Origin of the sequence: Arthrobacter sp. JUb115, assembly GCF_004365035.1 — a bacterium.
Taxonomy (GTDB): domain Bacteria; phylum Actinomycetota; class Actinomycetes; order Actinomycetales; family Micrococcaceae; genus Glutamicibacter.
This window is the reverse complement of record NZ_SOBS01000010.1, coordinates 19,456-44,834: the sequence shown is the minus strand read 5'-3', so window position 1 is coordinate 44,834 and position 25,379 is coordinate 19,456. Positions and strand designations below refer to the sequence as shown.

16 protein-coding genes and 3 pseudogenes are annotated in these 25,379 nt (G+C 55.0%); 13 read left to right on the top strand and 6 right to left on the bottom strand.

The genetic code is table 11. From position 1 onward, the window contains the following. Positions 1-45 precede the first annotated feature (45 nt). On the bottom strand, positions 46-2,592 hold the full coding sequence (locus EDF61_RS15385) for a right-handed parallel beta-helix repeat-containing protein (RefSeq protein ID WP_166650843.1): 2,547 nt from the start codon (positions 2,590-2,592) through the stop codon (positions 46-48). A gap of 397 nt (positions 2,593-2,989) precedes the next feature. On the opposite strand from EDF61_RS15385, the gene EDF61_RS15380 reads away from it, so the two are divergent. From EDF61_RS15380 to EDF61_RS15360, 5 genes are all read left to right on the top strand, one after another. Beyond that, a complete protein-coding gene (locus EDF61_RS15380) occupies positions 2,990-4,177 on the top strand; it encodes a DUF1972 domain-containing protein (protein ID WP_105658099.1) in 1,188 nt (395 codons plus the stop codon). 109 nt (positions 4,178-4,286) lie between these two features. Next, complete coding sequence (locus EDF61_RS15375) at positions 4,287-4,727, top strand: FAD synthase family protein (RefSeq protein WP_105658121.1); 441 nt, start codon at positions 4,287-4,289, stop codon at positions 4,725-4,727. 19 nt (positions 4,728-4,746) lie between these two features. After that, a complete protein-coding gene (locus EDF61_RS15370) occupies positions 4,747-5,499 on the top strand; it encodes a hypothetical protein (protein WP_133834678.1) in 753 nt (250 codons plus the stop codon). Then, positions 5,496-9,023, top strand: coding sequence for a PKD domain-containing protein (locus EDF61_RS15365; protein WP_133834677.1), 3,528 nt, complete (start codon positions 5,496-5,498; stop codon positions 9,021-9,023). Before EDF61_RS15370 ends, EDF61_RS15365 begins: the two co-directional genes overlap by 4 nt. Before the next feature lie 70 nt (positions 9,024-9,093). Beyond that, complete coding sequence (locus EDF61_RS15360; protein ID WP_133834676.1) at positions 9,094-10,539, top strand: glycerophosphodiester phosphodiesterase; 1,446 nt, start codon at positions 9,094-9,096, stop codon at positions 10,537-10,539. Positions 10,540-10,564: 25 nt separating this feature from the next. On the opposite strand, the gene EDF61_RS15355 is transcribed toward EDF61_RS15360, so the two are convergent. After that, on the bottom strand, positions 10,565-11,650 hold the full coding sequence (locus tag EDF61_RS15355; protein ID WP_166650842.1) for a glycosyltransferase: 1,086 nt from the start codon (positions 11,648-11,650) through the stop codon (positions 10,565-10,567). A gap of 431 nt (positions 11,651-12,081) precedes the next feature. Between EDF61_RS15355 and serA the strand changes: the two genes are divergently transcribed. From serA to EDF61_RS15325, 6 genes are all read left to right on the top strand, one after another. Continuing rightward, positions 12,082-13,677, top strand: coding sequence for a phosphoglycerate dehydrogenase (serA, locus tag EDF61_RS15350; protein WP_133834674.1), 1,596 nt, complete (start codon positions 12,082-12,084; stop codon positions 13,675-13,677). A 274-nt stretch (positions 13,678-13,951) separates the two neighbouring features. After that, the gene (locus EDF61_RS15345) at positions 13,952-14,710 is read left to right on the top strand and encodes a DUF6270 domain-containing protein (protein ID WP_133834673.1); all 759 of its coding nucleotides are present in this window, start codon (positions 13,952-13,954) and stop codon (positions 14,708-14,710) included. 660 nt (positions 14,711-15,370) lie between these two features. Then, positions 15,371-17,413, top strand: coding sequence for a glycosyltransferase family protein (locus EDF61_RS15340; RefSeq protein WP_286172286.1), 2,043 nt, complete (start codon positions 15,371-15,373; stop codon positions 17,411-17,413). A 1-nt stretch (position 17,414) separates the two neighbouring features. Then, positions 17,415-18,479, top strand: a complete 1,065-nt coding sequence (locus EDF61_RS15335; RefSeq protein WP_133834672.1) for a hypothetical protein — start codon at positions 17,415-17,417, stop codon at positions 18,477-18,479. Beyond that, positions 18,472-19,521 (top strand): hypothetical protein, encoded by a 1,050-nt coding sequence (locus EDF61_RS15330; RefSeq protein ID WP_133834671.1) that lies wholly within the window; start codon positions 18,472-18,474, stop codon positions 19,519-19,521. The genes EDF61_RS15335 and EDF61_RS15330 overlap by 8 nt, the downstream gene beginning before the upstream one ends. Next, positions 19,511-20,581 (top strand): glycosyltransferase family 4 protein, encoded by a 1,071-nt coding sequence (locus EDF61_RS15325; protein ID WP_133834670.1) that lies wholly within the window; start codon positions 19,511-19,513, stop codon positions 20,579-20,581. Before EDF61_RS15330 ends, EDF61_RS15325 begins: the two co-directional genes overlap by 11 nt. Before the next feature lie 90 nt (positions 20,582-20,671). On the opposite strand, the gene EDF61_RS15320 is transcribed toward EDF61_RS15325, so the two are convergent. From EDF61_RS15320 to EDF61_RS15310, 4 genes and pseudogenes are all read right to left on the bottom strand, one after another. Continuing rightward, on the bottom strand, positions 20,672-21,580 hold the full coding sequence (locus tag EDF61_RS15320) for a hypothetical protein (protein WP_133834669.1): 909 nt from the start codon (positions 21,578-21,580) through the stop codon (positions 20,672-20,674). Between the two features lie 175 nt (positions 21,581-21,755). After that, positions 21,756-22,137 (bottom strand): annotated as a pseudogene (locus tag EDF61_RS19130) (IS3 family transposase); the annotation flags it as partial. 551 nt (positions 22,138-22,688) lie between these two features. After that, a pseudogene (locus tag EDF61_RS15315) lies at positions 22,689-22,808 on the bottom strand (transposase); the annotation flags it as partial. A 198-nt stretch (positions 22,809-23,006) separates the two neighbouring features. After that, positions 23,007-23,479: pseudogene (locus EDF61_RS15310) on the bottom strand (transposase); the annotation flags it as partial. A gap of 141 nt (positions 23,480-23,620) precedes the next feature. Here EDF61_RS15310 and EDF61_RS15305 point away from each other — a divergent pair. Both EDF61_RS15305 and EDF61_RS18845 read left to right on the top strand, forming a co-directional pair. Beyond that, positions 23,621-24,355: a hypothetical protein gene (locus EDF61_RS15305; RefSeq protein ID WP_133834668.1), complete on the top strand. Its 735-nt coding sequence runs from the start codon at positions 23,621-23,623 to the stop codon at positions 24,353-24,355. A gap of 318 nt (positions 24,356-24,673) precedes the next feature. Continuing rightward, a complete protein-coding gene (locus tag EDF61_RS18845) occupies positions 24,674-24,814 on the top strand; it encodes a hypothetical protein (protein WP_166650840.1) in 141 nt (46 codons plus the stop codon). Positions 24,815-25,379: the final 565 nt, after the last annotated feature.

Genomic DNA, 25,379 nt, shown 5'->3' with positions numbered 1-25,379 from the left:
GCCGAGCCGGGATCCGTTGCTTGTACTGACGGGGTGGCCCGGAGCCTAGCGCGGGTAGCTGCCGATGCGCTTGGAAGCGGGGGCCTGTCCTATCAGGGAGGCAATATCGCTAGGCAATGCGGTAGCCTGGCTGTTCTTGCCCGTAACGCTGGTAGTCGGATTATTGGTACTGCTCAGCACCGTGCTGGAGGTGAGTTCAAAGGAATTCAGCTCTTGTCCGGTGGACTTGGCGAAAGCCGGCAAGGTGGTGAACACCGCGGGGTTTCCAGCGCCTTTGGACCAGACGGAGGACCACTTCGGATTCGTGGAGTTGACGCGGTGATAGGCATTGGACGCCAGGGAGATCTTCATCTGTTCTGCCGTGTAGCTGCCCGAGTAATCCTCGACGGCAAGAATTGCGTTGCCACCGCCGGTATTGGAGAACACGTTGTTCTTCGCGACAATGTTCTTATTGATCCAGGTCATGGTGGTGTCAGGGAATGGCTGGCGCGGATCGTGCCCGGGGTCGGACTTGTTCGCTGCGCGGCGCGCATCCTGCACGATGTTCAGCACCCGGTTCTTGCCGCTGATGGTGTTGTTCCAGATCTTCACATCGCTGGTGTTGTTCAGTTTGAAGGCGAATCCGGAATTCTTGGTGATGCGGTTGTTGGCCACCACTGCTTTTGCGGAGATCTCCAGCGACAGTCCGTGCCCGGTATTGGAGATCAGGTCATTATTCAGGATCTTGGAATCGTAGACGGATTCATCCAGCCATAGTCCCGGACCGTAGTTGCTGTTGAGCTTGGAATCCTTCACCGTCACGCCCCGGGTGCGTCCGATCTTCAGCCCGCCGGAGACAGGCGAAGTGTTGAACCGCTCGTGGTTATTGCCTGTGGAGGCCAGTTTGTTGACGACCAGTCCGTCAGCGTACACGGCGTTCATGCCCAGCATGCCGCTGCGCTGGATTTTCACGTTGCTCACGGTGTTCTTCACAGCGCTGACGTTCAAACCCGTGGTTGCCGTATCCTCGATGGTCAGGTTCTGCACAGTGATGCCCGGCTTCTCCGCGGTGACCGCACCCATGTCGGGCACCGAAGGAGCGAACTTGCGCACATTGATACCTGAAACACTGGAATTGCCGCTGCGGATGCTCAGGGCCTTGACCAGCGTAGAAGCGCGCACGGACTTTCCGGTTGGGTCGGTGCCGAGGTGCAGCTTGTTGTTGGCGCGGTCCACATGGAAGGCACCCGGTTTGAGCTTGGCAACCGAGGATACCTGGATCTGCTTGGTCCCGTTGATCCATACCTGGTCGGGGTGGGCTGCCATGGGATAGCTGGAATTGATGAAGCCCCATGCTTCAGCCGTATTGTCTGTGGCTCCCCGGGTGTAGGTCGGGCTAGTATCGAAATCGTAGTCCCAGCCGGATTTCACCCATCCATTGCTCGCGGCGGAGAAGCCCGTGATTGCCTTGGAACCATCGAGCCAGACGGTCTCTCCCGGGTATTCGCGCAGCTTGAGGCTCTTGCCTGCGGGGATCACTACCGACTCATGGTAGCTGCCACCACGCACCACGATGGTCTGTCCGCTGGAGGCTTTGGAAATGGCCTTGGACAGGGTGCGCAGTGGCGCTGAGGCGGTACCGCCGGAGGCATCATTTCCGGATGACGAAACATAAAGTGCTGTTGAAGGGATGGCGCCCAGGGTTCCCGCCTGCGGTGCCTGCTCGCCACCGCTGACCTCTTCGGAGTGGGGAACGGTTCCTTCGGCATCAGGTGCAGGTTCGGGAGTTGGGGAAGGCGATGGGGCAGGTGCCGGTTCCGGGGCCTGCATCGCCGGTTCGGTAGCTGAACGCGCTACCAGATTGTCAACGTGCAGACCGGAGTTGCCGGTGGCGCTGGCCGAAAGGTAACCGCCTATGCGCAAGCTGCCTTTGGCCGAGGCCAGCGCTGTGGATGCATCTTCCGATTCCAGTTGCCATTCGGGGGTTCCGCTGCCAGCTGCGAAGGCTCGGGCCTTGAGCGACGCGGTGCCGCTTCCGGTGACGGCGAAGTCAACATGGTACGCAGTCCCCGGGCGAGCCGCTGCGCTGATCTGCCGAGAATCGAGCACGATCTTTTTACCGCTGACGGTCCGTGAAATTTCCAGGGACAGATTGCCAGTGCTTTGCAGCCGAAGCGAAGCAGTGTATTGGCCATCTGCGGTACTTCGGGCACCTAGGTGCGCATAGGACGAACCCGTGCTGGGCAGCGAGTCGAAGGAAATATCGACGCCGGCCTGCATGTCGGCAGCGTTGATGGCGGCGGTGGCATGGCTGAGCTTGCCGGGGACCAAGGTAATTTCACCCTGGGAACCATCTACGGCGAAACGGCTTGGACTGTTGGCTAGGTAGGGGATTCCACTTGAAGCAGAGCCCCAGCCGGAGCCAACTGTGCGGTTCATGGCATCGGCGACCAATGTGGTCGAAGCGGCCACGGGCACCGGGTTCAAGGAGGTGGCGACGATGCCGCACGCGGCGGCTAAGGCCAATGCCGCGATCAGGCGCGGCCGCTGGGAAGATTGGCCAGATGTATCCGGACCTAGGGACAAGAGGTTCTTGGGGGAAAGGTTCTGCAAAGGATCCTCGGAGCTTAACCCGTGCTCCCCAGCAAAACAGGCCCTGCTCATTCAATATAGACGATGGTTTAAGGGTCACGCGGGCCCTGCTGTAAATGGTGGCATGGAATGAACCGTTATTCAATCGTGATGTTTCTCTCTCGATCCCTGGACTTCGAGGTTGACGAGGAAACTTCCCCAGTGGCCAGTGAGTATTCCAAGTACCCCCGAGCAAGTAATTCGCGGGTAACGCAAGTGCGGGTGCACTCGTGTGCCGCAACGGCACGACACATATGCTCGGTAGATGAGAAACGCATGCTTGCGGCATGTTCCGGAACTCGCCGTTGATTTTGGGGATCGACGCTGGTGCGGCAAGCAAGCGAACGTTGATTCTGCTGTTTAAATTTGGGGGAACAGAATGCAACGCACCGAGCACCATGACTCGCGCGCCAAGCTGCGCATCGCCTTGATCGGCACCAGGGGAGTACCTGCACGCTATGGCGGTTTCGAGACCGCTATTGAAGAGGTAGGGCGCCGCCTGGCCGATCAAGGGCACGAGGTGACCGTATATTGCCGTGGCACTGCCAAAGACGAGCGCATGAGCGAATACCAGGGCATGAAGCTGGTGCATTTGCCTGCCATGAGGCGAAGGAGCCTCGAGACGCTGAGCCATACTGCACTGTCGGTGATCCATGCCCTCTTCAACCGGCCCGATGCGGCGATTGTCTTCAACGCGGCCAATGCCCCGCTGCTCCCGCTGCTGCGTTTGGGAAGGATTCCCGTCGCCACGCACGTGGATGGGCTGGAATGGAAACGGGCCAAGTGGGGACCTATTGGCCAGAAGTACTACCGGCTATGCGAGCGCCTCTGCGTCTGGTGGAGCAGGGAATTGATTGCCGATGCCCTGGGTATCGCCAACTACTACGCGGCGAAATTCTCGCGGGCAACGAGGCTCATCACCTATGGGGCACCGCAAATTCCCGAGGCTGCTGCAGTGAAATTGGCTGAGCTCGGCTTGGAATCCGGAAAGTTCCATCTGGTAGTGGCCCGCTTCGAGCCGGAGAACCACGTGGAGATGATTGTCCGTGGCTACAGCCAGTCGCAGGCCAGGCTCCCGCTGGTGGTCGTCGGTTCGGCGCCCTATGCCGAGCAATACACTCAGCAGGTTCATGCCGCGGCCACGGAACAAGTCCGCTTCCTAGGCGGGGTATGGGACCAGCAGCTGCTAGATGAGCTCTATGCCCATGCACTTGCCTATTGGCATGGCCATTCGGTCGGCGGTACCAACCCATCATTGCTCAGGGCGTTGGGTGCCGGTACGGCGATCAACGCCTATGACGTGAACTTCAACCGCGAAGTGGCCCAGGCAGCCGGCGAATACTTCAATGACCCGCAATCCGCGTCCAGGCTCTTCGACCGCACCGAATCAAAGGACGATGCCGTTCGCCAACGCGCCCAGCTCGCACGAAAGCGCGCTAGCGACTATGACTGGGACGATGTTGCCCGGGCCTACGAAAAGCTGTGCTTGGATTTGGCCGGTGCCGGAGAGCCTTCGGTGGAATTTGACGCAGAACCGTCTGCGGAAATTGGCCGCCGCCGCGCCTGAGGCTGGCACGAGAATTCTGGGAAACAGTAAAGCGTCCAGGCCATGGGGATGGCCCGGATGCTATGGGGAATCGAATCAGCAACTGGTTCATGAGAAATTGGGGAAAATAATGATCACTGGGTACGCCGCAGGTGCTTTCGACCTGTTCCACGTCGGGCACCTGAATATTCTCAGGCAAGCCAAGTCCAGATGCGACTATCTGATTGCCGGTGTGGTCAGTGATGAAAGGCTGCTCCAAACCAAGGGGAAACGGCCGGTGATACCGGAAAGCGAACGACTGGATATCGTCTCCTCGATAGGCTTCGTGGATGAGGCGGTTCTCGATTTTCATCCGAACCGATTACTGACGTGGGAGGATGTCAGATTCGATGTGTTCTTCAAGGGAGATGACTGGAAGGGAACCCGCGAAGGAAAAGGACTAGAAGAGCTCTTTGCAACCGTCGGGGTGAGAGTCGAGTACTTCCCCTACACCGTGCATACTTCCAGCACCAAGCTCAGAGTGGCCTTAGGGCAACTAAGCTCGCCATCTATCCAGGTCCAGCGGGCCTGAGCGCAGAACCAGACAGATCATGCAACGCGCACAAGCAGCAGAACCTCCGGCCTGCGGCCATGTCCCAGCCAAGATGCGCATCGTTCCGATGCTGCTCTTGCTGGGAATCGCCCTGGTTTCCTGCACGGTAGAACCCCAGGCTTCGCCGCAAGCGGCCATGCCTGGGGAACCAGCCGAAACTACATTGGCGACTATCGATCAGCAGCTGCACGAATCAGCCCTGGCGGCGCCCTCCACCAAGGCGGGCAAGGCCGCTGAAAAATCCGAGGATTCAGCTTCTCCTGCCGAGAAAGCAGAGAAGTCCACATGGAAAAAGGACAAGGATGCGCAGAAAGTGGCGCCGGATGCCCAAGCGGCTGGCAAGCCGCCTGCCACAGCCAAGGCAGTGGACCTTGCTGAAGAAGTCCAGGCGGGCCCGCATGCGCAGATGCGGATCAAGCGCATCGAGCAAACCCAGTCCGAAGCAGAAGGCATCGGGCAAATCGCCGGGGCCGCGACACTGGTTGAAATCGAGTTATCCAACGACGGAGTCACCGCGCTGGACTTGGGCGAGGCCCAAGTGCGCTTGTTCTACGGGGACGGCAGGGAACCGGCGGCCGTGCTCACCGACACACGCAGCACCGTACTTCCTCCACAACTGGCGGCAGGCAAGCAGGCTACTGCCACCTATCTATTCAGCGCCCAAACGGAATTAGCGTCTGACGTGACCCTTGAATTCGAAACTGGCGCAACCAAGAAAATCCAACAGCTCGCAGGTGAGGTATCGCCATGATCCGCAGATCCGCCCCGGCCATCGCCCGATGGGCCATGACCATGATTGCTGCAACCGCGCTGATCGCGGCCGCCGCATTAGCCACGCCGCCGCAGGCACTTGCAGATAGTGTGCCCGCGGATCCGTCAGACCCGCTCACCCCTGCGACCGTCACCGCCGATGCCCTCCCGACCGTCCAGATCGATGGCGTGGTCTGGAGCCAAGTGGTCATTGGCAACACGGTATATGCGGGAGGAAGCTTCGCTACCGCACGTCCTGCAGGTGCGGCGGCCGGGACGCAAACCGCAACACGCAAGAACATCCTCGCCTACGACATTCGAACCGGAGAACTGCTCAACAGCTTCACTCCGGAATTCAATGCCCAGATACTCACTCTTGCTGCCTCGCCGGACGGCAGCCGGCTCTACGCTGGCGGCGACTTCACCACCTTGGACGGGCAAAGCGCCTCGCGCATTGCGGCACTGGACCCGGTAAACGGAGAACGCATCGAGGAATTCGACCCGCAGCCTTCCAATTCCGTGCGCAGCATTGTCGCCACGAACACCACGGTGTACCTGGGCGGTTCGTTCTTCCGCATTGGCGAAGCCTGGCGCGAGCAAGCGGCTGCGTTGCGTGCCAGCGACGCGGCCCTCCTGTCGTTCAGGCCCGTGGTCGCAGGAGGGCACGTCGAGTCCATGTCGCTGTCGCCCGATGGGACAAAGCTGGCCTTGGGCGGCAAATTCACGCAGGTGAACTCGACCAGCGACTTTGCCAACGGACTGGCCGTCGTGAGCACCGAGACCAGCGGGAAGTACCCATATCCGGCAGCCTTGCATGTCCGCAATGGCGGGGAGACTGGTTCTATCACTTCCATTGCCACAGATCAGGACACTTTCTACGCCAGCGGCTACACGTTCGGTCGAGCGACCACCCTGGAAGGCGTGGTGGCCATCAAATGGGCAGACCTCGAAACACGCTGGGTAGAGGACTGCCACGGGGATACCTACTCCGTGCACGCCACCGGAGACCTGCTCTACCTTGCCGGGCATCCGCACTATTGCGGAAACATCGGCGGATTCGCTCAGGAACCCAACTGGCAGTACAACCGCGCCATGGCCTTCAGCAAGGAAACAGCGGGGACAATTGACCGTGAAATCCACGGATATACCAACTTCGAAGGACTGCCGCATCCGCGGCTGCAGACCTGGTTCCCGGCGTTGAGCACCGGCACCTATACCGGGCAGAGCCAAGGCCCATGGAGTGTCACAGGCAATGACGAATACATTGTCTATGGTGGGGAATTCCAGCGGGTGAACTACAAGAACCAGCAGGGGCTAGTCCGCTTCGCCATCCGCAGCCTGGCGCCCAATGACAGGGGCCCGCTGCCAAGCGGCGAGGACTTCGTTCCGACCCTGAGCTCCACCACTGCAGGCGAAGTGCGCATCCGCTGGCAGGCAGCCTCGGACATGGACAACGGGACCCTGGCCTACAAGGTGATCCGGGACGGAGCGAATAACGCGCCCATCCACACGGTCCAAGCCGACTCGACCTTCTGGATGCGCCAAGGCATGTCCTTCGTGGACAAAGACGTGGAGCCGGGAAGCACGCACAGCTACCGGATCTTCGCCGTGGACCCGACGGGGAAGGAGGCACGCAGCACCACCGAAAGCATCACGGTGGCGCAGGACACCGTTGCCTCCACCGCATACGAAAAGGTCATCAAAGCTGACAAGCCCAAGGCCTACTGGCCATTCGGAGCAGCTGACAACTCCACTGCCCTTGACGCCTCCGGAAGCGAAGACCTGCAGCTCGCAGGAAATGCAGGAGTCGATTCCTCATCAGCTATTGCCGGGGGAAATGGCCGCAGCCTGTCCCTGGGCGGCAGCGGGGCGCAGGACATGGTTCGGTGGCAGCGTCCGCAGGAGTTCACGACCGAACTGTGGTTCAAGGCCTCGCCCCTGCAGCGTGGCCGGCTCATCGGCTATGGCAATGGACAGAATGCGGACTCGACCGACCATGACCGGTTGACCTATGTGAATTCCCTGGGACGGTTGTCCTTCGGCGTGACCGAACGCGGCGCTCGCCGGGTGATCACCTCGTCCGGGATCTACAACGACAACAGGTGGCATCATGTGGTCTCAAGCCTGGGAGAAGATGGCATGCGCCTGTACGTGGACGGGCAGCAAGTAGCCTCGCGTGCAAGCACCAAATCCGCATTGGAACTCGACGGCTTCTGGCGAGTGGGCAATGACCGTGTCAGCGGATGGAGCTCGGTGCCAACTGGCGGTTTCGCCGGACGGGTCGACGAAGTCGCGGTCTACGGCAAGCAGCTGAGCCCGGCCGCGGTGGAGAACCATTACCAGGCTGGAATCGGACGACCTGCCAATGCCAGTCCGACGGCTGAATTCACCCATGAGATCCAGGGCCAGCAGCTCACCGTGGATGCATCGGAGTCCACGGATCCCGACGGCACCATCGCCAGCTATGGATGGGATTTCGGAGATGGAAACAGCGCCGAAGGCATCACCGCCGGGCATAGCTACGCAGAACCCGGGACCTATCAGGTGAAGCTGACGGTCACCGATGATGCCAACGGGACGGATACGGCCACGAAGCAGGTCACCATCCTGCCGCCGCCCGAACCCAACCAGCCTCCGGAAGCGGCCTTCGAAATTACTGAAGTGGACGGGCTGAAGGTTACCGTTGATGCCTCGCAGAGTTCTGATCCCGATAATGATGAGCTCAGCTACCGCTGGTCCTTCGGCAACGGCAGCGACTGGGTGGAGGGCGCAGCCATTGAATCGTTCAGCTACAGCGAACCAGATGAGTACACGATAACCCTGGAAGCCAGTGATCCGGACGGCTTGGTGGATAGCCACACCGAAACGGTGAAGGTCTCGCTACCGCCAAGGCCGGTGGCAGTTGACGCCTTTAGCCGCAATGTCACCGGCAATTGGGGCGCTGCCGATACCGGTGGCACGTGGACGCGGACCGGATCCGCGGCGACCGCCAACGTCGCTGGGGGAGTCGGCCAGCTTCTGGGCCTGAATCCCGGTTCAGGGCCGGCAATCTACCTGCCGGTGGTCGACAGCACCACCACGGAAGCCGCTGTCCAGGTGCAGCTGGATAAGCAGCCGACCGGCAATGGAACCTATGTGTCCTTCTCGTCGAGGTATCTGGGCAATGCGAACCAGTACTACCTCAAGAGCCAGTTCACTTCCTCAGGCGGCATCCAGATCCAGCTGATTCGTGCCGTGGGCGGTGCGGAGAGTGTTCTGGCCACGCAGTACCAGTCCTCCTTCGGCTACCAGGCTGGCCAGACGGTCCACTTGAAGCTGTCGGTGACAGGAACCAACCCGACGCAGCTGGCGGCAAAGATCTGGGCTGCCGCAGACAGCGAGCCAGCCGACTGGCAGCTCAACGCCAGCGACTCGACCAGTGCGCTGCAAGTTCCAGGAGGCATAGGCCTGCGCCTGTACCTCTCCGGCTCGACATCCAATGCACCGGTGACCGCGTCCTTCGACAACCTGTCCGTGATCGGTTAGCTAGGATCCGCACAATGCCAGACCCGCCAGAGCCCAGGCTTTGGCGGGCCTGGGCTGCCGAGGGGGCATCATGGAAACCGGAACTGCAGGGCCGCTCGCGGTCAGCCGCCGCACGTTCCTGGGCTTGGCTGCCGGCGCATTGCTGCTGGCCGGGTGCTCAGGGGAATTGGTGGCAAAGCGCGCCTCGCCCAAGGCAGTCAGCGCGGCAGACCTGCTCGGGCAAGATCTCTTCTACATTGCCCATCGCGGGTCGGGGGATAACTGGACCGAGCATACGCTGCATGCCTACCGGCAAGCCCTGGCCCATGGCGCCCAAGCCATCGAGATCTCGGTGCACCGGAGCAAGGACGGCCATTTCGTTTGCCACCATGACGCCAGCCTGGAGCGCCTGTGCGGAGTCCCGCGGCTGATCAGCGAAACCGCGTGGGACGAGCTCCAAGCACTGCGCAACAATGCTCGCCAATGGCTTGGACCGAATGCTGCGTTGGAGCCCTTGGCACGCCTGGAAACCGTTCTGGAAGCACTGGCGGACCAGGCGGTCCTCTTTATCGAGGACAAGAGCGGACAGCACGCCGCCGAGCTGATCGAGATGATTGCTGCTTCCCCGGTTCCTATCGAATCGACGGTGTGGAAGCAGCCGGCAACCGGCACCGGAGCCGAATTGGCATCGGCCGCCGGGATGAAGACCTGGGGCTACTTCGCCCCGGAGAATTTTGGCGGCATTGAACACATTGCTGGTGGTTTCGATGCACTAGGCATCCACGATTCGGCTGATCCGGGCACCATTGAACGAGCAGTGGCCACGGGGCTTCCTGTGATCTGCTGGGAAGTGCACCGCAGAAGCCAGAGGGACTGGCTGGCGCGGCAGGGCGTGCGGGGGATGATGTGCTCGAACTTGCCCTACGTAACTTCTTCACCGCAAGCCGTGCCGACGGTTGCAGACGGCTTTACCAGCGGCCTGCGGGCCGCGGGTGATCTGCCCGATGCGATCACCTGGAAAGCGCAGCCGCAGATCTTGGCCGCAGAAGGCATTCTCACGCTTGGCGACTCCCGCAAGGCATCCTATGCCCTGGGATCAATGGCCTTGGCTGGGGCCGGGAGTTGGCGTTTGAAGGCCCAGATCCGCTGGCCGCAGCGGGGAAGCGGGAACCAGATTGCCGGACTGGCCTTCGGATTGCCAACGGATGAGCCCTACCGGGCATTCGAGGAATCGCAGGCAGACGGATTCCACCTACAGCTCGAAAGCCACGGCGAAGTATCGCTCTGGCGAGCAGGCGGGAAAACTCCGCACAAGCTGGGAAGGGCAATGTGGAATACGCCTTCTGGAGGTGAATGGGTGCAGATCGAGCTGGTGATGGCGGATGGGCGGATCCTGGCCGAATGCGGTGGCGAGGCATTGGCCGCGGAACTGGGCGAATCTGTTGCACCTGGCTACCTGAACCTGATGAACCTGATTCCGGCCGGGCATGGGGTGGACTTCCGAAAGGTGTCGCTGGAGCTGGAAGCATCGGCGTAACCGGGGCAGAGCATGGAGCTGAAGATTATCCGGAGGCAAGAAGCGATTTCAAGGCAGAATCCATGCGCTGTCCGAAGAGCTCGGGGTCGTGGAATTCTCGCGCCTTCAGCGCCGACTGCTTCGCCGAAACTCTGAACTGCTCCCACCCGCTGCGAATCGTCTCGATGGCCGCCGCCAGCTGTTGGGGATTTCCTGGTTCAACGAGTACCGCGCTGGAATACGGTTCCACGGCTTCCTGCAAGCCGCCGATGCGCGAGGCAATGACCGGACGTTCGGCGAGTATGGCTTCCACCGCGGTGTTCCCGAAGGATTCTTCGAGCTGCGCGGGGACCACGGCGATGTCCGCGGATTCATAATGGGGCCAAACATCGGATTGGAATCCCAGGAACTCCACAAATTCGGGTCGCGGCAGAGCCTTGACGCGATCTTTGAGCGCCTGCTCGAAGGCTTCGTAGCCTTCGAATACGGCCCCGACCAGGCTCAACGACACGTCCACGCCTTGCTGTTGCAGTATCGTGACGGCATCGAGCAGCACCAGCAACCCTTTTCGCTCAGAGAGCCGTCCGACGTAGAGCAATCGCAAGGGGCCGTTAAGTTTCTGCCGGGCCGGCGCTGGATGCGGGGGTCCTGCGATGCCGTTGTAGATGACTTGGCTGTTCTTCTGCGCCCAAGGCACGTGCTGGAGGTACGCGGCATTGGTGAAGCGGCTGTTGGCGATGATCCTGTGAGCGAAGGTCCCGGGCAGGGACAAGCCCAAGCGCATCGGTTTGGGGGAATGAGATTCGGACTCGTGCACGTGCAGGGCAACCTTGTGCCCCGACAGGCGGGCATAGGCGACCCATAAGGGGATGATGGTGGTGTTCACCAGGACAGCGGATGGCTTGGTGCTCTTGAGCAATGCATGCATTTGGCGCACGCCTTGGAAAGTGTCTTTGGCAAACCCCACGGCCCCGCGCGGGGTGAAGATTGACTTGCGCAGCACCGGCGTATTGCAGACCACTACCTTGGCGCCCTGCTCACGCAAGGCCGACGCCAGCAGACCCTCGGCAGGAAGTCCGACGGTGACCCTCCAACTTCCCCGCAACAAGCCTTTGACGTCCTCCAGCAGCATTCTGTCGGATCCATACATTTCGGAACCTGGATGCGCTACCACGATCGTTCGGTTCGATGCCTTTGCCCCCATGAAATGATCTTCCCATTCGAAACTGATATCCGATAGGAGCAGTCAGTCTCAGATCTTGTATCCAAGTAAAAGTAGGGGGACCGCAAAAAATCCGCCAGCAATGCGGCGAAGTTGGTGTGGATCCGGAAACACAGGGATGAGAGATGGCATCCTGAGCGGAAACGTAATGTTTCGCACCGGCATTCGATACATCCTATCCAATAAGTGAAAGTTTTCACAAAGTCGGTTTTTCCCTGCGTAACATGCATGAATTCGAGGGAAAACGGGGGATGCATAGCGCTACTCTGGAAATGTAGGCAGTGGAAAACAGCTGCCTCCATGCAAGCATCAGCCCAAGAAATCGCAAAGGTGCCACACCCGTGTCTGACAACAAGCCAATCGTACTTCTGGCCGAACAACTCTCCCCAGCAACCGTTGCTGCTCTCGGCCCCGACTTTGAAATTCGTCAGACCGACGGAGCTGACCGCTCCCAGCTGCTCGAAGCCATTGCCGAGGTAGATGCAATCCTCGTTCGCTCCGCAACCCAGGTGGATGCCGAAGCTATCGCCGCAGCAAAGAACTTGAAGGTTATCGCCCGTGCCGGCGTGGGCCTGGATAACGTAGACATCAAGGCAGCCACCCAGGCTGGCGTCATGGTGGTCAACGCTCCAACCTCCAACATCATCTCCGCGGCTGAATTGACCGTGGGCCACATCGTGTCCCTGGCACGCCGCATTCCTGCTGCCAACGCATCGCTGAAGAACGGCGAATGGAAGCGCAGCGCCTACACCGGCGTTGAACTCTTCGAGAAGAAGGCCGGCATTATCGGACTGGGCCGCATCGGTGCACTGGTTGCTGCCCGACTGCAGGGCTTCGGCATGGAGATCGTTGCCTACGACCCATACGTCACTCCTGCCCGTGCAGCACAGCTGGGTGTCACCTTGCTGACCTTGGACGAGCTGCTGGCTGAGGCCGACTTCATCACCATCCATATGCCAAAGACACCGGAAACCCTGGGCATGCTGGGCAAGGATGCCTTCACCAAGATGAAGAAGTCCGCATACGTGGTCAACGTGGCCCGTGGCGGTCTGGTGGATCAGGATGCGCTTTACGAAGCATTGAAGAATGAAGAGATCGCAGGCGCCGGCATTGACGTGTTCGTCAAGGAGCCAAGCACCGATCTTCCATTCTTCGAATTCGAGAACGTCACCGTCACCCCGCACCTTGGCGCTTCAACAGATGAAGCACAGGAAAAGGCCGGTGTCTCGGTTGCCAAGTCGGTTCGCCTGGCACTGGCCGGCGAATTGGTCCCGGATGCTGTGAACGTTGCCGGCGGCGTCATCGATGAGAACGTGCGCCCTGGCATCCCGCTGATTGAGAAGCTGGGCCGTATCTTCAACGCCTTGACTTCCGGCTCGCTGACCAGCATTGACGTTGAAGTTGCCGGCGAGATCGCTTCACTGGATGTCAAGGCACTGGAGCTCTCGGCACTCAAGGGCGTCTTCATGGACGTTGTTTCGGATCAGGTCTCCTACGTGAATGCCCCGGTCTTGGCTGAGCAGCGCGGTGTTGCTACCCGTCTGATCACCACCCCTGATTCGCCTGAATACCGCAACCAGCTGACCATCAAGGGGTCCACCAACGAGGGCACCCAGCTTGCTGTAGCGGGCACCTTGACCGGTCCTAAGCAGATCGAGAAGCTCGTAGGCATCAACGGCCACGAAATCGAAATCCCTATTTCGGATCACATGATCGTGGTCCGCTACGCGGATCGTCCAGGCGTCGTTGGGTCGCTGGGCAACGTGCTGGGGGAGCAGGGCGTCAACATTGCCGGTATGCAGGTATCGCGCGATGAAAAGAAGGCGGAGGCCTTGGCTGTCATCAACATTGATTCCGCACTGCCGCAGGGCGTTCTGGACGTCGTTGGTGCGGCGATTGGTGCGAGTGTTGCGCGAGAAGTCAACCTATCCGAATAATTCAATAAGAATTCATCTGCGACAAAGACCGAGCTGTGGAGCAACTGGACAGCTCGGTCTTTGCCATTTCGTACGAAAAATTCACCTTGTCATGACTCAAGGATTTTGGCCGATAGCGCGCTTTTAATTCCGCTTGGGACCTTCTACTAGTACGAAGCATTGAATCGAAGTAGATTCAGCAGCAATCATTGTTTGAAGCCTTGGGGCGATAACCAGATATACGGTTCCTATTTAGCAATGTCATTTCAACATTGGTTGATCTTCTAGTTGTACTGTGGGGTTGAGTGTTTTATTTCTTAGAGTGGAGGCCATCACGGTGCCAAGAGCGTTTATTTATGGAAGTTGCGTCGGAGGCGACACAGCAAATGTATTTCCTTCCGAGTGGGATCGTCCAACCTACGTTGCCCGTCAATCGATCATCAGTGCTGCATTTGGTCCAACAGAGGTTGTAGGAGATATTGAACTGACTTCAGCCTTCCAACGAAGCATGCTTGAAGGCGATATTGAGGCGACCGCGTTCCCTCGACTACGGCAAGAGCTTCCTATGCACGATGCCCTTATTCTCGACATTGTAGACGAACGATTGGGTGTTTATGAGTTGGCACCTGGTGAATACCTTACGCGCAGCATGGAACTGATTTCGAGCAAGCTCATCGGTAAACAGCCCGTAATGCCGAGACTCATCGATTTTGGCAGTGATGAGCACTGGGGTCTTTGGTCACGTTCTGTCGACAGCCTTGTGGATGTAGTGAAGGATAGCGGAATCCCAGTTTTTGCTGTTTTGCCACCGTGGTCTAAGAAGAGCATTCAGGGTGCCGATCTCGCCTGGCATTCAGTTTCCGTTGAATCAATGAACAACAAGTACGCTCGCTATAATGAGTACTTAGTGCAATGTGATTTCACCATAGTTACTGTTCCAGACGATGAAGCTCTCGGAGACGCCGAGCATAAGTGGGGCCTAGCTCCTTTTCACTACACGGACTCAGTCTATGAAAGTCTCAGAGACCAGATACTTGCGGGAGTTTCCTCGTAGTACAGAGATTATTAGTTGGTCGACCAAACTCAGCTAATTCCAAAGCTGCAATTAGCAATAGCAACGAGTTCGTACTTACTAATGTGAGTTTTCGCTTCGCTCTTGAATTCGAAATTCAAATACCAAGAAACGGATAATAGTTTTTCGAACAGACTACACTCACATTTGTGTCTGACAAGCAGAACCTCGATCGGATTGATTTCTGGGAATGATGACTGAGCGTATACCCGTGCCGAAAACTGGTAGTGACTGATGCTAAACGTACTTAGGATAAATTCGCATGTGGTGCGACTGAAAAATATGAGAAATACTGCATATTGAGGGTACTCATTTTTGCGTCTGAGAAAGGGGGAAGCGCCCCGAGTTCGGCCGTAACTAGGCAAGTAGATCCGACATGGTAACCTAAGCGTCGTAGAGGAACTCGCGCTAGATCACACCTAAATAGGCGCCTATAATCTGTTATAAGTACTTGGTTTCACCTTTGCCAACGAGGAACCGAGAATCAATATATTGATAGTTGCGTTACAACGGTAGCTGCGTTTTGACGCATATAACGGCCTTAATCCAGATAGACTCTCCAAGGTAAGTTCTAACTATTTCGGGCGGATGCATCCGCCGATCAAAAAGATTCGAAATCACATATATCGTAGGGATGATTTTTTGGGCACCGGAAAAGAATTGCTGAACTATCAGTCAACTCTAAACGACATTCACGATGAATTCAGCAGAGCTCAGCAGAGTGATGCCGGACTATCTCATCTATCAGTTGCGAAAATGATAGACAAGTTGTCCTATCTAAAGGCAACTGCGCTTCAAATGGACGACTTGTTTTCGGTTCTAAGGAGGCAGGGAGTTTCTCTTAGAGCTACAGGCTTGGCCGACTGGGCGTCAGCTCATACGAATCAAGAAGAGAATGAAGCTTGCAAGCCTGAACCAAGCGTCGCTAAGAAAGGCATGTCTAGTAGCAAGGCTAGCAGGCCCAACAAGATAGATTTTCCAAAATTTGAGTATCCGAACTACGATCAGCCAACAAACAAAATACGTGTCGGCACAATTCTTGATACATTTTCAGAATCTGCATTCTCATATGAATGGATCAATGTTCCACTAAGCAAAGAAACTTGGAAATCGCAGCTTGACACATGTGAGCTCCTCTTCGTTGAATCTGCATGGGCTGGAAATAGCAATGAATGGCGTTACTGTCTGACTGGAGCGTCGGCTCCAAGGCCTGAGGTAATTGAATTAGTTGAGTATGCTAAGAGTCAGGGCCTTCCAACGGTTTTCTGGAACAAGGAAGATCCACCACACTTCGCTGATTTTATCCGGACGGCAGCGCTCTTTGACGTAGTATTGACGACCGATGAGTCGTGTGTGACGAATTATAAGAAGCAATTAGGACACGATAATGTCGGTGTGTTGCCTTTCGCAGCGCAACCGAAAATTCACAATCCAATCCGTCCTGGGAAAGTTTTCCGCAACAAACAGGTTGCATTCGGTGGAATGTACTTCGCGCACAAATATCCTGAACGTCGCGAACAAATGGAATACTTGCTTCCTGCAGCAGCAAAGTTCGATTTCGATATTTTCTCTCGACAATTGGGAGGAGACGATAAGTACCAGTTCCCGGAGCCGTTTGACAGAAACGTTGTCGGTTCACTGCCGTACGATTCTATGCTTACCGCGTACCACGCGTACAGCGTATTTTTGAATGTAAACTCAGTTACAACGTCATCCACCATGTGTGCGCGACGAATCTTCGAGATCATTGCCTCGGGGGGCTCTGTTGTTTCAGCTCCGTCGCCAGCGATTGAATCATTTTTCCCGGATGGACTCGTACCTATGCCGACCAACGAAGCGGAGGCATACTCGGAAATCCGAGCGCTTCTTCAGCCAGGCGGATACCGTGACAAGCTCGTGCACAAGGGACAGCGAATCATATGGAATGAGCATACATTTGCACACCGAGTACACGAGATTCTGAAATGGTCTGGCATGAAAACGCAGCCTACGCGGAAGACAGTTTCCGTCATCGCACCGACTATTAGGCCAAATTACGTAGAACACGTTTTAGATTCCGTTGCTCGTCAGGAAAACGTAGATCTGGAACTCAATCTTCTGTTGCATGGATTCGAACTGGATATCGCGGAGCTAAAAGCCAAAGCCAGGGACAGAGGAATTCAGAATATTAATATACTTCTTGCTCCAAAGGAATCTACTTTGGGAAGCAACCTTAACCGACTAGTAGCTGCATCGAGTGGTGACATCGTCTCAAAAATGGATGACGATGATTTCTACGGCGCACATTATCTGGAAGACTTGGTCAATGCCAAGATGTATAGCGGTGCTGACATCGTAGGAAAGGCTAGTTCGTACATTCATTTTGAATCAAAGAATGCGACGATTCTGAGCTACGCGGCCAGCGAAAATCGTTTCACCAACTTTGTACGAGGTGCCACATTGACGGCAGATAGAGACTTGTTCTTAGCAGTTCCATTCCAAGACTTGCATCGATCCGAGGACAGCACCTTTATCCGGGAAGTAGCAGCAACTGGAGGATCCGTGTATGCAGCGGATAGATTTAATTTTTGGGTTCGGCGAAGCGCCAATAAGGCCCATCACACTTGGACAGTGGAGGACCGTGAGCTTTTCGCCTCGGGACCAGTTGTTAGTTATGGCGATCCGAGCGAGTTCGTAGGAGCATAAATTGACTAAGTTGAAAAAGCATTTTTCTGTCGGATTGGTCTTGCTCGGAACAACTTTAGTGTTCCTGTCCCTTCCTCTGGAGCGTTCCGTTCTAAGCGCACTCATCGCTGGTTTTGGTTTATTCATCGCAGTTTCCGGCGTGGTGAGAATATTGCAGAGCATTATACGAATCCTAAATCGTATCCATACCTCACGAAAACGTGAATCTGATCAAATTACCAGCATCGGAAACTCGCTCACTTCGATCCACGAAAAACTCGATAAGGCCAGTGAAAAGCTGGACCAAGTGAGTTTAATTACGAATCGTACTGGTGCGATTACGACTAGAATTTCTAAGATTGGTGAGGAGTCAAAAAGTATTTCTAACCAAATTTCGACCATTGACTATCGCACCCGGAGAATTTATGAGCAGACAACCACATTAGACGCAGGGATTCAAAAAGCGGCAACCAATGATCAAATCAGTGCGCTATCAAATAGAATTGTTGATCAATTCGACCGCGGCCATGAGCTCCAGGCTGCGTTCGTACATCAAAGCGGAAATGGATTTTTCAGCCTAGCCAATGAAATCCAAATTTTAAGGGAGAATCTCCAAGCTCTCAAGGTTGACTCCCGAAGAATATCGGCAGGCCAGTGGCAAGTCGCCCACCGTTCCCTCCTGATTGGTCTCGACTCTTTCCGCCCAACTGTCGGATATGGACGTTATCTTCAAACGGAATCCGAACTTATTGAATCAGCTGAATTCATAGAGAACGCAGCCGCGTCATTCTATTTTTCGGGGAAATTGTCCGAATCTGTGTTTTTTGCAACTGATGCTAATAGAGCAAGAATTAAGAATATATGGGTCATGTGTGATTCGGTCGAAGAGCAGGAATTTGCCCTTGCTGTGTCGTCATTGTTGAAACTTGACCAGGTTCTGGTTCCTCTTAACTCTCGGGAGTTTGGCGCGTTGTGCGACACGGACGACAAAGGGTCGTCGTTCCGTACGCTTGCAGCTGATTCGGCAGAAAGTATGTTGGCAGTGCCGGATTCGCTAGCTCGAAAGTGGTTATCGACCAATGTCTGAGATAGTTGTTCGCATACAAGATCTTCGTTACGTGGAAGACTGTGCATATGTAGGCTACGAAACGAGCAGCGTAGAGGGCCAACAAGTTTGGGAAACCTCCTTCCCAACAGTCGGGCAAAGAATCCATCACGAGTTCATATTTCTAGTTTTCATCTTTGACAATCTGAGCCGTTGGCTTCGCGACGATTCTAGATCTATCAGGCTTGAAGCATCGCTACCTTTTTCTATTACATTCAAACGTCTTATCGAGTTTCTGCTGGCGACTGAACCTACCATTGCAAAGCGCGTGGATGTTTTATCCAGTAATACAACATTTGTGTATCCACTTTTACCTATAAAGGAATATAAACTGGACCCTAGGGAATCGTCTCCTAATGATGATTCTCAGTTACGAGGTTCAACTAATATTCGCTTGATTCAGAGGCTTTTGAGATCGCTATGTGCATCTATCGGGAGCTCCCAGCCGACAGGAGTGCTCAACTACCCGGTGTCGCAAATCTGGACCGTTCAAAACTCTAAAGGAACGGTAGTTAATGGCTTGCCGGCAACGGAAAGCTTTTTAGACTCATTTGAACGCTCGCTCTTAAGTATGTGTAATATGAGAGTTAGATTTCGTAATGGATTGGCTGGCTCGATGAATCCGGCGACCTTGCCCTTGGTCCCTGATGAAGTATTTGCTGAGGTTGCTTCGTACTCGGATGACCCAGCTGGTTATTCGATGTTCTGGGAAAAATGCTTCAACGGTCCATCAGGAACTGCATCAGTTCGGGAGAAAGCTCTCCATTTTATTGAGGAATACACCGGACTGGCCTGCGATCTTGCGCAAGAAAGCAACAATATTTGGCGGTCAATTGTGTCGACCCTCCCGAGCGGTTTGGAATTCATTATTGATGTCCTGAGCCGCGATCTCCGTGGCACTTCGAGTACCACCATTGAGAACTCTTCTGAGATAGTTCCATTTTGGACCAAGAGGGGCATGGCAGTTCTTGGGGCACACGAATCCTCAAATATCGTGTGGGGCCGGCTGTTAGATGACTGCTAGAAGTATTTTGGTCACGGTGTTCGCCAAGGCGGCATGGGGTGGCCTTCACGAGAATGTTCTTGATGAGTCGATTTCCCTGCTGCGCGCCGGGTTTCGGGTGACCGTCGCCTGTTCTGAATCACGCCTTGCGAAGCGTTTGCGTTTGATTGGTTGTCGTGTAGTAGGAATTGATTGGGATTATCCTGAAGAATCTTTTGTCAGAGTTATGAATTCAGGTCCCTACTCAATAGTTCACGCGCACCCGTTTCTTAGCCGTGAACTTGGAATAAGAGTTGCTAAAGCTAGCGAAATCCCGATTTTTGTGACGATGCATGGGAATTATTTGGATTATGCAAATTCCTGGGGGGACCAAGTTGATCACATCGTTTGCGTGTCGGAGGCACACAGGGATCAATTGCTGTCCAAAGTGCCGGGATTGCCGCCGTGGAATGTTTCCGTGATCAGTAACGGTATTTCAGACGATAAGTTTGATTCCAGACTAGTTCCACTTCAAGAAAAACTACAGGCTGGAGAAGTAGAGATAGTAGTCGCCTCACGGTTAGATGGGGATAAAGGCCCCATCATTGAGACAGTTTTAGACGTTGTTAACGAAGTAGGCGTTAACATGCCTGCCCTTCAAACGAAAGTCACAGTCGTCGGCGAAGGTGCTGCCAGCGCAAAATTCCGGGATCAATTCGCATCTTCAGGGGTTGACGTCGATTTTCTTGGCTGGAGAGTAAGCGAGCGTATTGGTCCGTTGCTTCGTCAGGCGGCACTGTCGATTGCACCAGGAAGGGCAGCTGCGCAAAGTTTAGCTGTTGGAACCCCAACCGTCGCAGTCGGGAGTCAAGGACTGGCAGGGCTGCAGACGGGGGTGAACCTTCAGAAGGGTTGGTGGTCGAATTTTGGAGGGTACCCCGTCTCCGCAAAACTAATCGGGAACGAAGTCACTAGAATTTTGACTGATCCAGATCGGTATGCAAGGACGCAAGTGGAGGGTCGGGAATTTATGCGATCAAGGGCGCGGCAAAGCCTAGTTGACAGTAAATTCCTGTCAACGGTTTCGGCTATTCTAAAGTAGATTCCCAACTCTACGGCAATGGCGATAGCAATCCATTATTGCTATCACCATTGCCTAGTTGCGAAGTTAATTATTCTTCTTAGGCAGATATTAACTAGGAAGCCCATTGCTCGCTATTTCACGAGCCTTTATGATGCCAACTTTCTGGAACCCCTGCGCAGCAACACTGCCGACGTCGTTGGACTTGTCAGCCAGTTGCGCGAGTACTGCGCTCATGACTTCCTTCGGAGGGGGAGTGTGACCCTCTCCCCACTTTTCAGCCAATAGGAATAGTTCATTTCTCGGATGGATTGCGCCGAAAAAGGGCTGCAAATGGCGCGTGATATGCGTTCTATCGTTAAGATTCTGAATGTACAATACTGGGTTTTGGACTTCGGCTCTGTAGAGCTCACACAAATCAGTTACTACATTACTGGGGAGCAACGCGAGTGGATTGTATTCCGTGTTGGGAATTCCGTATGCGTAATGGGTGAAATCATGAATTGCACGAGAATTGTATTTTGCAATATTCGTTTGAGGGTTGAAGCATACGGCAATGCCATTTTCGAACTGACTTGCGTAGTACAGTGACGCGAACCCGCCTCCAGAGCCACCGAAGAAAATAATTCGGTCGGCCCCGTTTGTGACCGCAAGCTTCTTTATTATGGCGGTAAGGTCGTTCTGCAGTTTTGGAGTATACGAACTACCAGCGTACCAAGACAGAAACAGGTTCTCAGAAATATAGAGCGCGGGATCGGAGATGAAGACACGGCTTGCGTTGATTGTCGACGAAATGCCTTGGCCTGACAGCACAGGCAGTTGATATTTATTGTCAATCGCTCCATGGAAGAAAACAATCATTGACTTGGAATCTTTGGGGCTGTTAAGGACATCTAGAGGCTTGCCGCCAGCCTCAATGCTTAGAATTCCTGCCGGTACATCTTCTGATTCCAGGAATTGAGAAATGCTTCCATACCTGGTCAGGCTGTGAATCTTTTGGTCTATAGTTTGTTGTCGCACGTCCACGAGTCTATCCGTATTGGTTCCGTTCTTGAAACGGTTCTTGTGTTCACCTCTGCATGTTGGACGGGGCGTCACTTCTGCCAACCGATTCTTAGATTATGAATGCTGAATGCTGAGTGGCCTAAGCGGGTCAAGTTTTTGAGACGCAATCTATGACTATCTCTCACTAAACTCATGCCGCAAGAGCCAAAGAATTCTTCGCCGCATACGCATTCAACATCACCTGAGGACTGAGCCCCCATTGCTCGCGTGCGGAAGCTTCCGAGCGCACCAATCCTTGATGACCTACTCCATCGCCGCGGTCCCAGCCATCATACGGGTAGTGAATGCCCTGTGATGGATCATCTGATTCTTAATGGTTGAAAAGGTCGACTCGGCCACGGCAGTATCCCAGCACGCACCGGTGCGGCCCATGGACTGCCGCACTTCGTCACCAGCGCACCACCTTGGAATGCGTCCGGCGTGTACTGCGTACCTTGGTATGAGTGGAACACGCTGCCAGGACGGATGAAGCCCCACGATACAGCCATTTCCATCGCTTCAATCACAAACTGAATATTGAACTCTTTAGAGCCACCAATAGTGCGGTTCAGAGCCACCCCCGCGAAACAGCGTTATTCTCCGTCAGAGCCATCCGATATTCTGTCCGCGCGCCGGTGGTTGCGTCTTGATGCTGGATGACTGCTTTTGGATCCAACGGCCGGCGGGTTCCTGAGATTTACCTTCGAGCACATGGGACAGCGGTATGACGTTGCATTCACCATTTTATGTACGCAGTACAAGCAATCGGATTGATATGCTCGGCTGGAGGCTGGTGCGTTGGCCGACGGGATCATGGATCGTATCGTGCACAATACGATTTGGGTTGAGTCCGGAGCGTTCCACATGTGTGAGGTGTACTCCCGGTCGGAGAATTAACCCCGGGGCGTTGAATCGATGAAATCCTCGTTCAGGGCTGCCTGCGGACTGATGATCTGGCAGGTGGCTCGGACGAGATTATTGTGTGGCTCTGAACCGCAATAACGACTGGCTCTGAATCACGATATTGGGCTGCTCTCAAACCACCGAATATTCATCTACCTGGGAAGCGCGGACCCTAGGTGACTAAGCTTCCTTCGTTGATGCCCAGGGATGCTGCGACGTCGACGAGGCTCTTCTGTGATGGGATCACTCGTTCGACTGCTTCTGCACGGAATTCTGGGGCGAATCTCTGACGTTTGGTCATGCACTCACACTCCTACGAACGCGCGTCATGCAACATCGTGACAGGTCATTGAGATTGTGGGACAGTAAGACCGTACCTTTTCTCAGGACTTTCTGGTTGGGTCCCTTTGAGCAGACCAGCAACTAGGCGATAGCTAACTGATTCTCTCTAACCCATTCATCCTAAAACCGGGACGGCGTCAACCCATCCAAAGACCTAGCGCCAACCCCACGTTGGACATTCAGACGCAACAGCCCGCAGATCTGATCGAAGCTGCGCTTCGTCAAAGCTCGTCGGTGATTTCTTCTTGCGCAATGCAGAGCGGTTCTGGCCTAAGACTTGGCATGCTAAGCGTTCGGACGCCGGCGAATTTATCCATTGCCATCCGTACAGCACGGCGACGTGGTTCAGGGCTTAGAATTTTCCCCTAGCTACCTCGGTGAGGATGTCGTTGGCGAGCATCTGATCAGCGAGCAGCTTCTTCAAGCGCGCGTTTTCCTTCTCCAGCTCTTTGGTGCGTTTGCTGGCTTCAGCGTTTTTCTCTGATCCGTATTGGCTGATCCAGCGGTACCAAGTAGCCTCGGTGATTTTGAAGTTCCTTGATGACCTCGATCATCGCGTGGCCTTCGTTGAGCATCTTTTGTCCTTGCCGGACTTTAGCGATGATCTGATCTGGTGTGTCGACGTGCCATTTTCCGTGGATCCCCTGTGTTCATAGTCGGACACGAGTACTCGCATAGTCACTGGACTACTTTCCAGGGCCCCACCCAAATCCTTATAATCAAGTAGTGGCAATCAATGGGGTAGCCACTCATCACGTCTAAGGACATCTCATGGGGATACTCTCCCGCACAAAATATACCGGCGCCCTCATAGCCGTCGCTTTAGCCGGCAGTCTGCTCCTCGCCGGCGCTCCGGCCCAGGCCGCTAAGAAACCGATTGACATCACCGGTTTCACCGCCTCGGATCAAGTAATCTCCAACAGCAACTGCCGCCGAGTGAAAATCTCCGCCAAGCTGAAAAAGAACTACACCGGCATCACGAATGTCGGATATTGGTTGACTTCGTCAGTAAGCAGGAATGGCGGAGAGGTCGATTCTGCATGGTTCGCGGATACCACCGTCGACTATGTACAGATATGTCCATCATTTGAGGGTCTGGGTGCTTACAAAATCGGGCCAACCGATATTTCTGTGGACTACGAATATGTAGATCGGGATGGCTACCAGTCCTACGGTTTCAGTAACTACTGGGATACGACGGGTAAGACCATTTACCTGCGCGGCAAGACTAAAAGCACTCTTACAGCCAAACGGGCCGGTAAGAATGTCACGCTAACCACTACGGCTAGCGTCTACTCGCCAGAAAAGTACCGCTATGCACAGTACAATCCCACAGCCAAACTTCAAGTCAAGTCCGGCAAGAAATGGAAGACTGTCAAGACAACGAAGTTGAAGAGCGGTAAAGCGACCTTCAAGCTGAAGGAATCCAAGAGAAAGACTTATCGCGTGGCGATCCCCAAAGCTAGCTGGGCCACTGAGGTAACTAGTAAATCAGTGTCGAAGTAAAATCCAATCGAACCGGAATGCCAGGATTTCCTGCACAAGAAACTGAACAAAAGTTTGCCAGCCACTGGGCTGGCAAACTTTTTCTGAGATCTGCTCTTTAGATACCTGTTGTTTTAGCACTGCCTCACAACGAACAGTGTTACCGGGTTTCTCTGACAACAATTGCAACACATAGTTGCGAGAATCTTGAACCGTTGAGTTTTCGCGGATTTTCACCGGGGGAGTGACATGCGGTAAGACGTCTTTTATCCCTTGAGTTACAAGATATCAGCGTGTTGGCTGGCCGGTAGTGGGGCGAATATTTGGTTGCCTAAGCCGGTGACCAGTTTCCAGGCCAGCGACCACACCTGGTACCGCCAGCGCTTCAAATCCCACCACCCGGCAACACGCTCTGCTGGCTGGCCAGTGGCGTCACGGGCACTTGGCGGCCTGAACCACTGGTTCCTGGTCCTCGATTAATTCAACAGCAATGCATTTTCGATGGGTGGTGGCCGACACCTGCGTCAGTGGGTGGCGTTCTTCGTGGTGCCCTGGAGTGAGGAAACCCACCCACGCTTAGCTTAGGCCGTGCGTTGGTGAGTTTCAGAACGTTCATAAAGGCGCTGGGCTAGGAGGATATTGCAGTCGGAGTGTCAACGAAACTTTCAGCTGACCCTCCGTGGAATCGTAATGCTGAGTCGGACTAAACATTAGGAATGAAAGGCCGAGATTTACCAGACAGAGTACGAGCTGAGAGAAGGGCGGATGTCTGAGGCGTGTACGTAAGCCTGAGACTGGCTGCCCTCATCCAGCAACTCAGGCCGGATGAGGATGGTACTTGTGCATAAAGCCATGAGTTCGTTTGTCCAGCAAGTGATGAGATTACACGTCCAACTGGAAGGTCAGAAGTACCTTCGAAGTCTACTTTGCACAAATTATGTAGCCCAGGACTCTAATACGTATCGAAGTTCCCAATAAGACTCGGTGCAAAACCGATCGAACGTCGATTCTTCGACAACGTGTTGAGTTGAGCGGATATTCGCGG

Coding starts and splice junctions, on each gene's coding strand:
- EDF61_RS15330 (WP_133834671.1), top strand. CDS start 18,472: ATGTCTGAGATAGTTGTTCGCATACAAGATCTTCGTTACGTGGAAGAC.
- EDF61_RS15370 (WP_133834678.1), top strand. CDS start 4,747: ATGCAACGCGCACAAGCAGCAGAACCTCCGGCCTGCGGCCATGTCCCA.
- EDF61_RS15380 (WP_105658099.1), top strand. CDS start 2,990: ATGCAACGCACCGAGCACCATGACTCGCGCGCCAAGCTGCGCATCGCC.
- EDF61_RS15365 (WP_133834677.1), top strand. CDS start 5,496: ATGATCCGCAGATCCGCCCCGGCCATCGCCCGATGGGCCATGACCATG.
- EDF61_RS15360 (WP_133834676.1), top strand. CDS start 9,094: ATGGAAACCGGAACTGCAGGGCCGCTCGCGGTCAGCCGCCGCACGTTC.
- EDF61_RS15375 (WP_105658121.1), top strand. CDS start 4,287: ATGATCACTGGGTACGCCGCAGGTGCTTTCGACCTGTTCCACGTCGGG.
- EDF61_RS15325 (WP_133834670.1), top strand. CDS start 19,511: ATGACTGCTAGAAGTATTTTGGTCACGGTGTTCGCCAAGGCGGCATGG.
- EDF61_RS15305 (WP_133834668.1), top strand. CDS start 23,621: ATGGGGATACTCTCCCGCACAAAATATACCGGCGCCCTCATAGCCGTC.
- EDF61_RS15355 (WP_166650842.1), bottom strand. CDS start 11,650: ATGCTGCTGGAGGACGTCAAAGGCTTGTTGCGGGGAAGTTGGAGGGTC.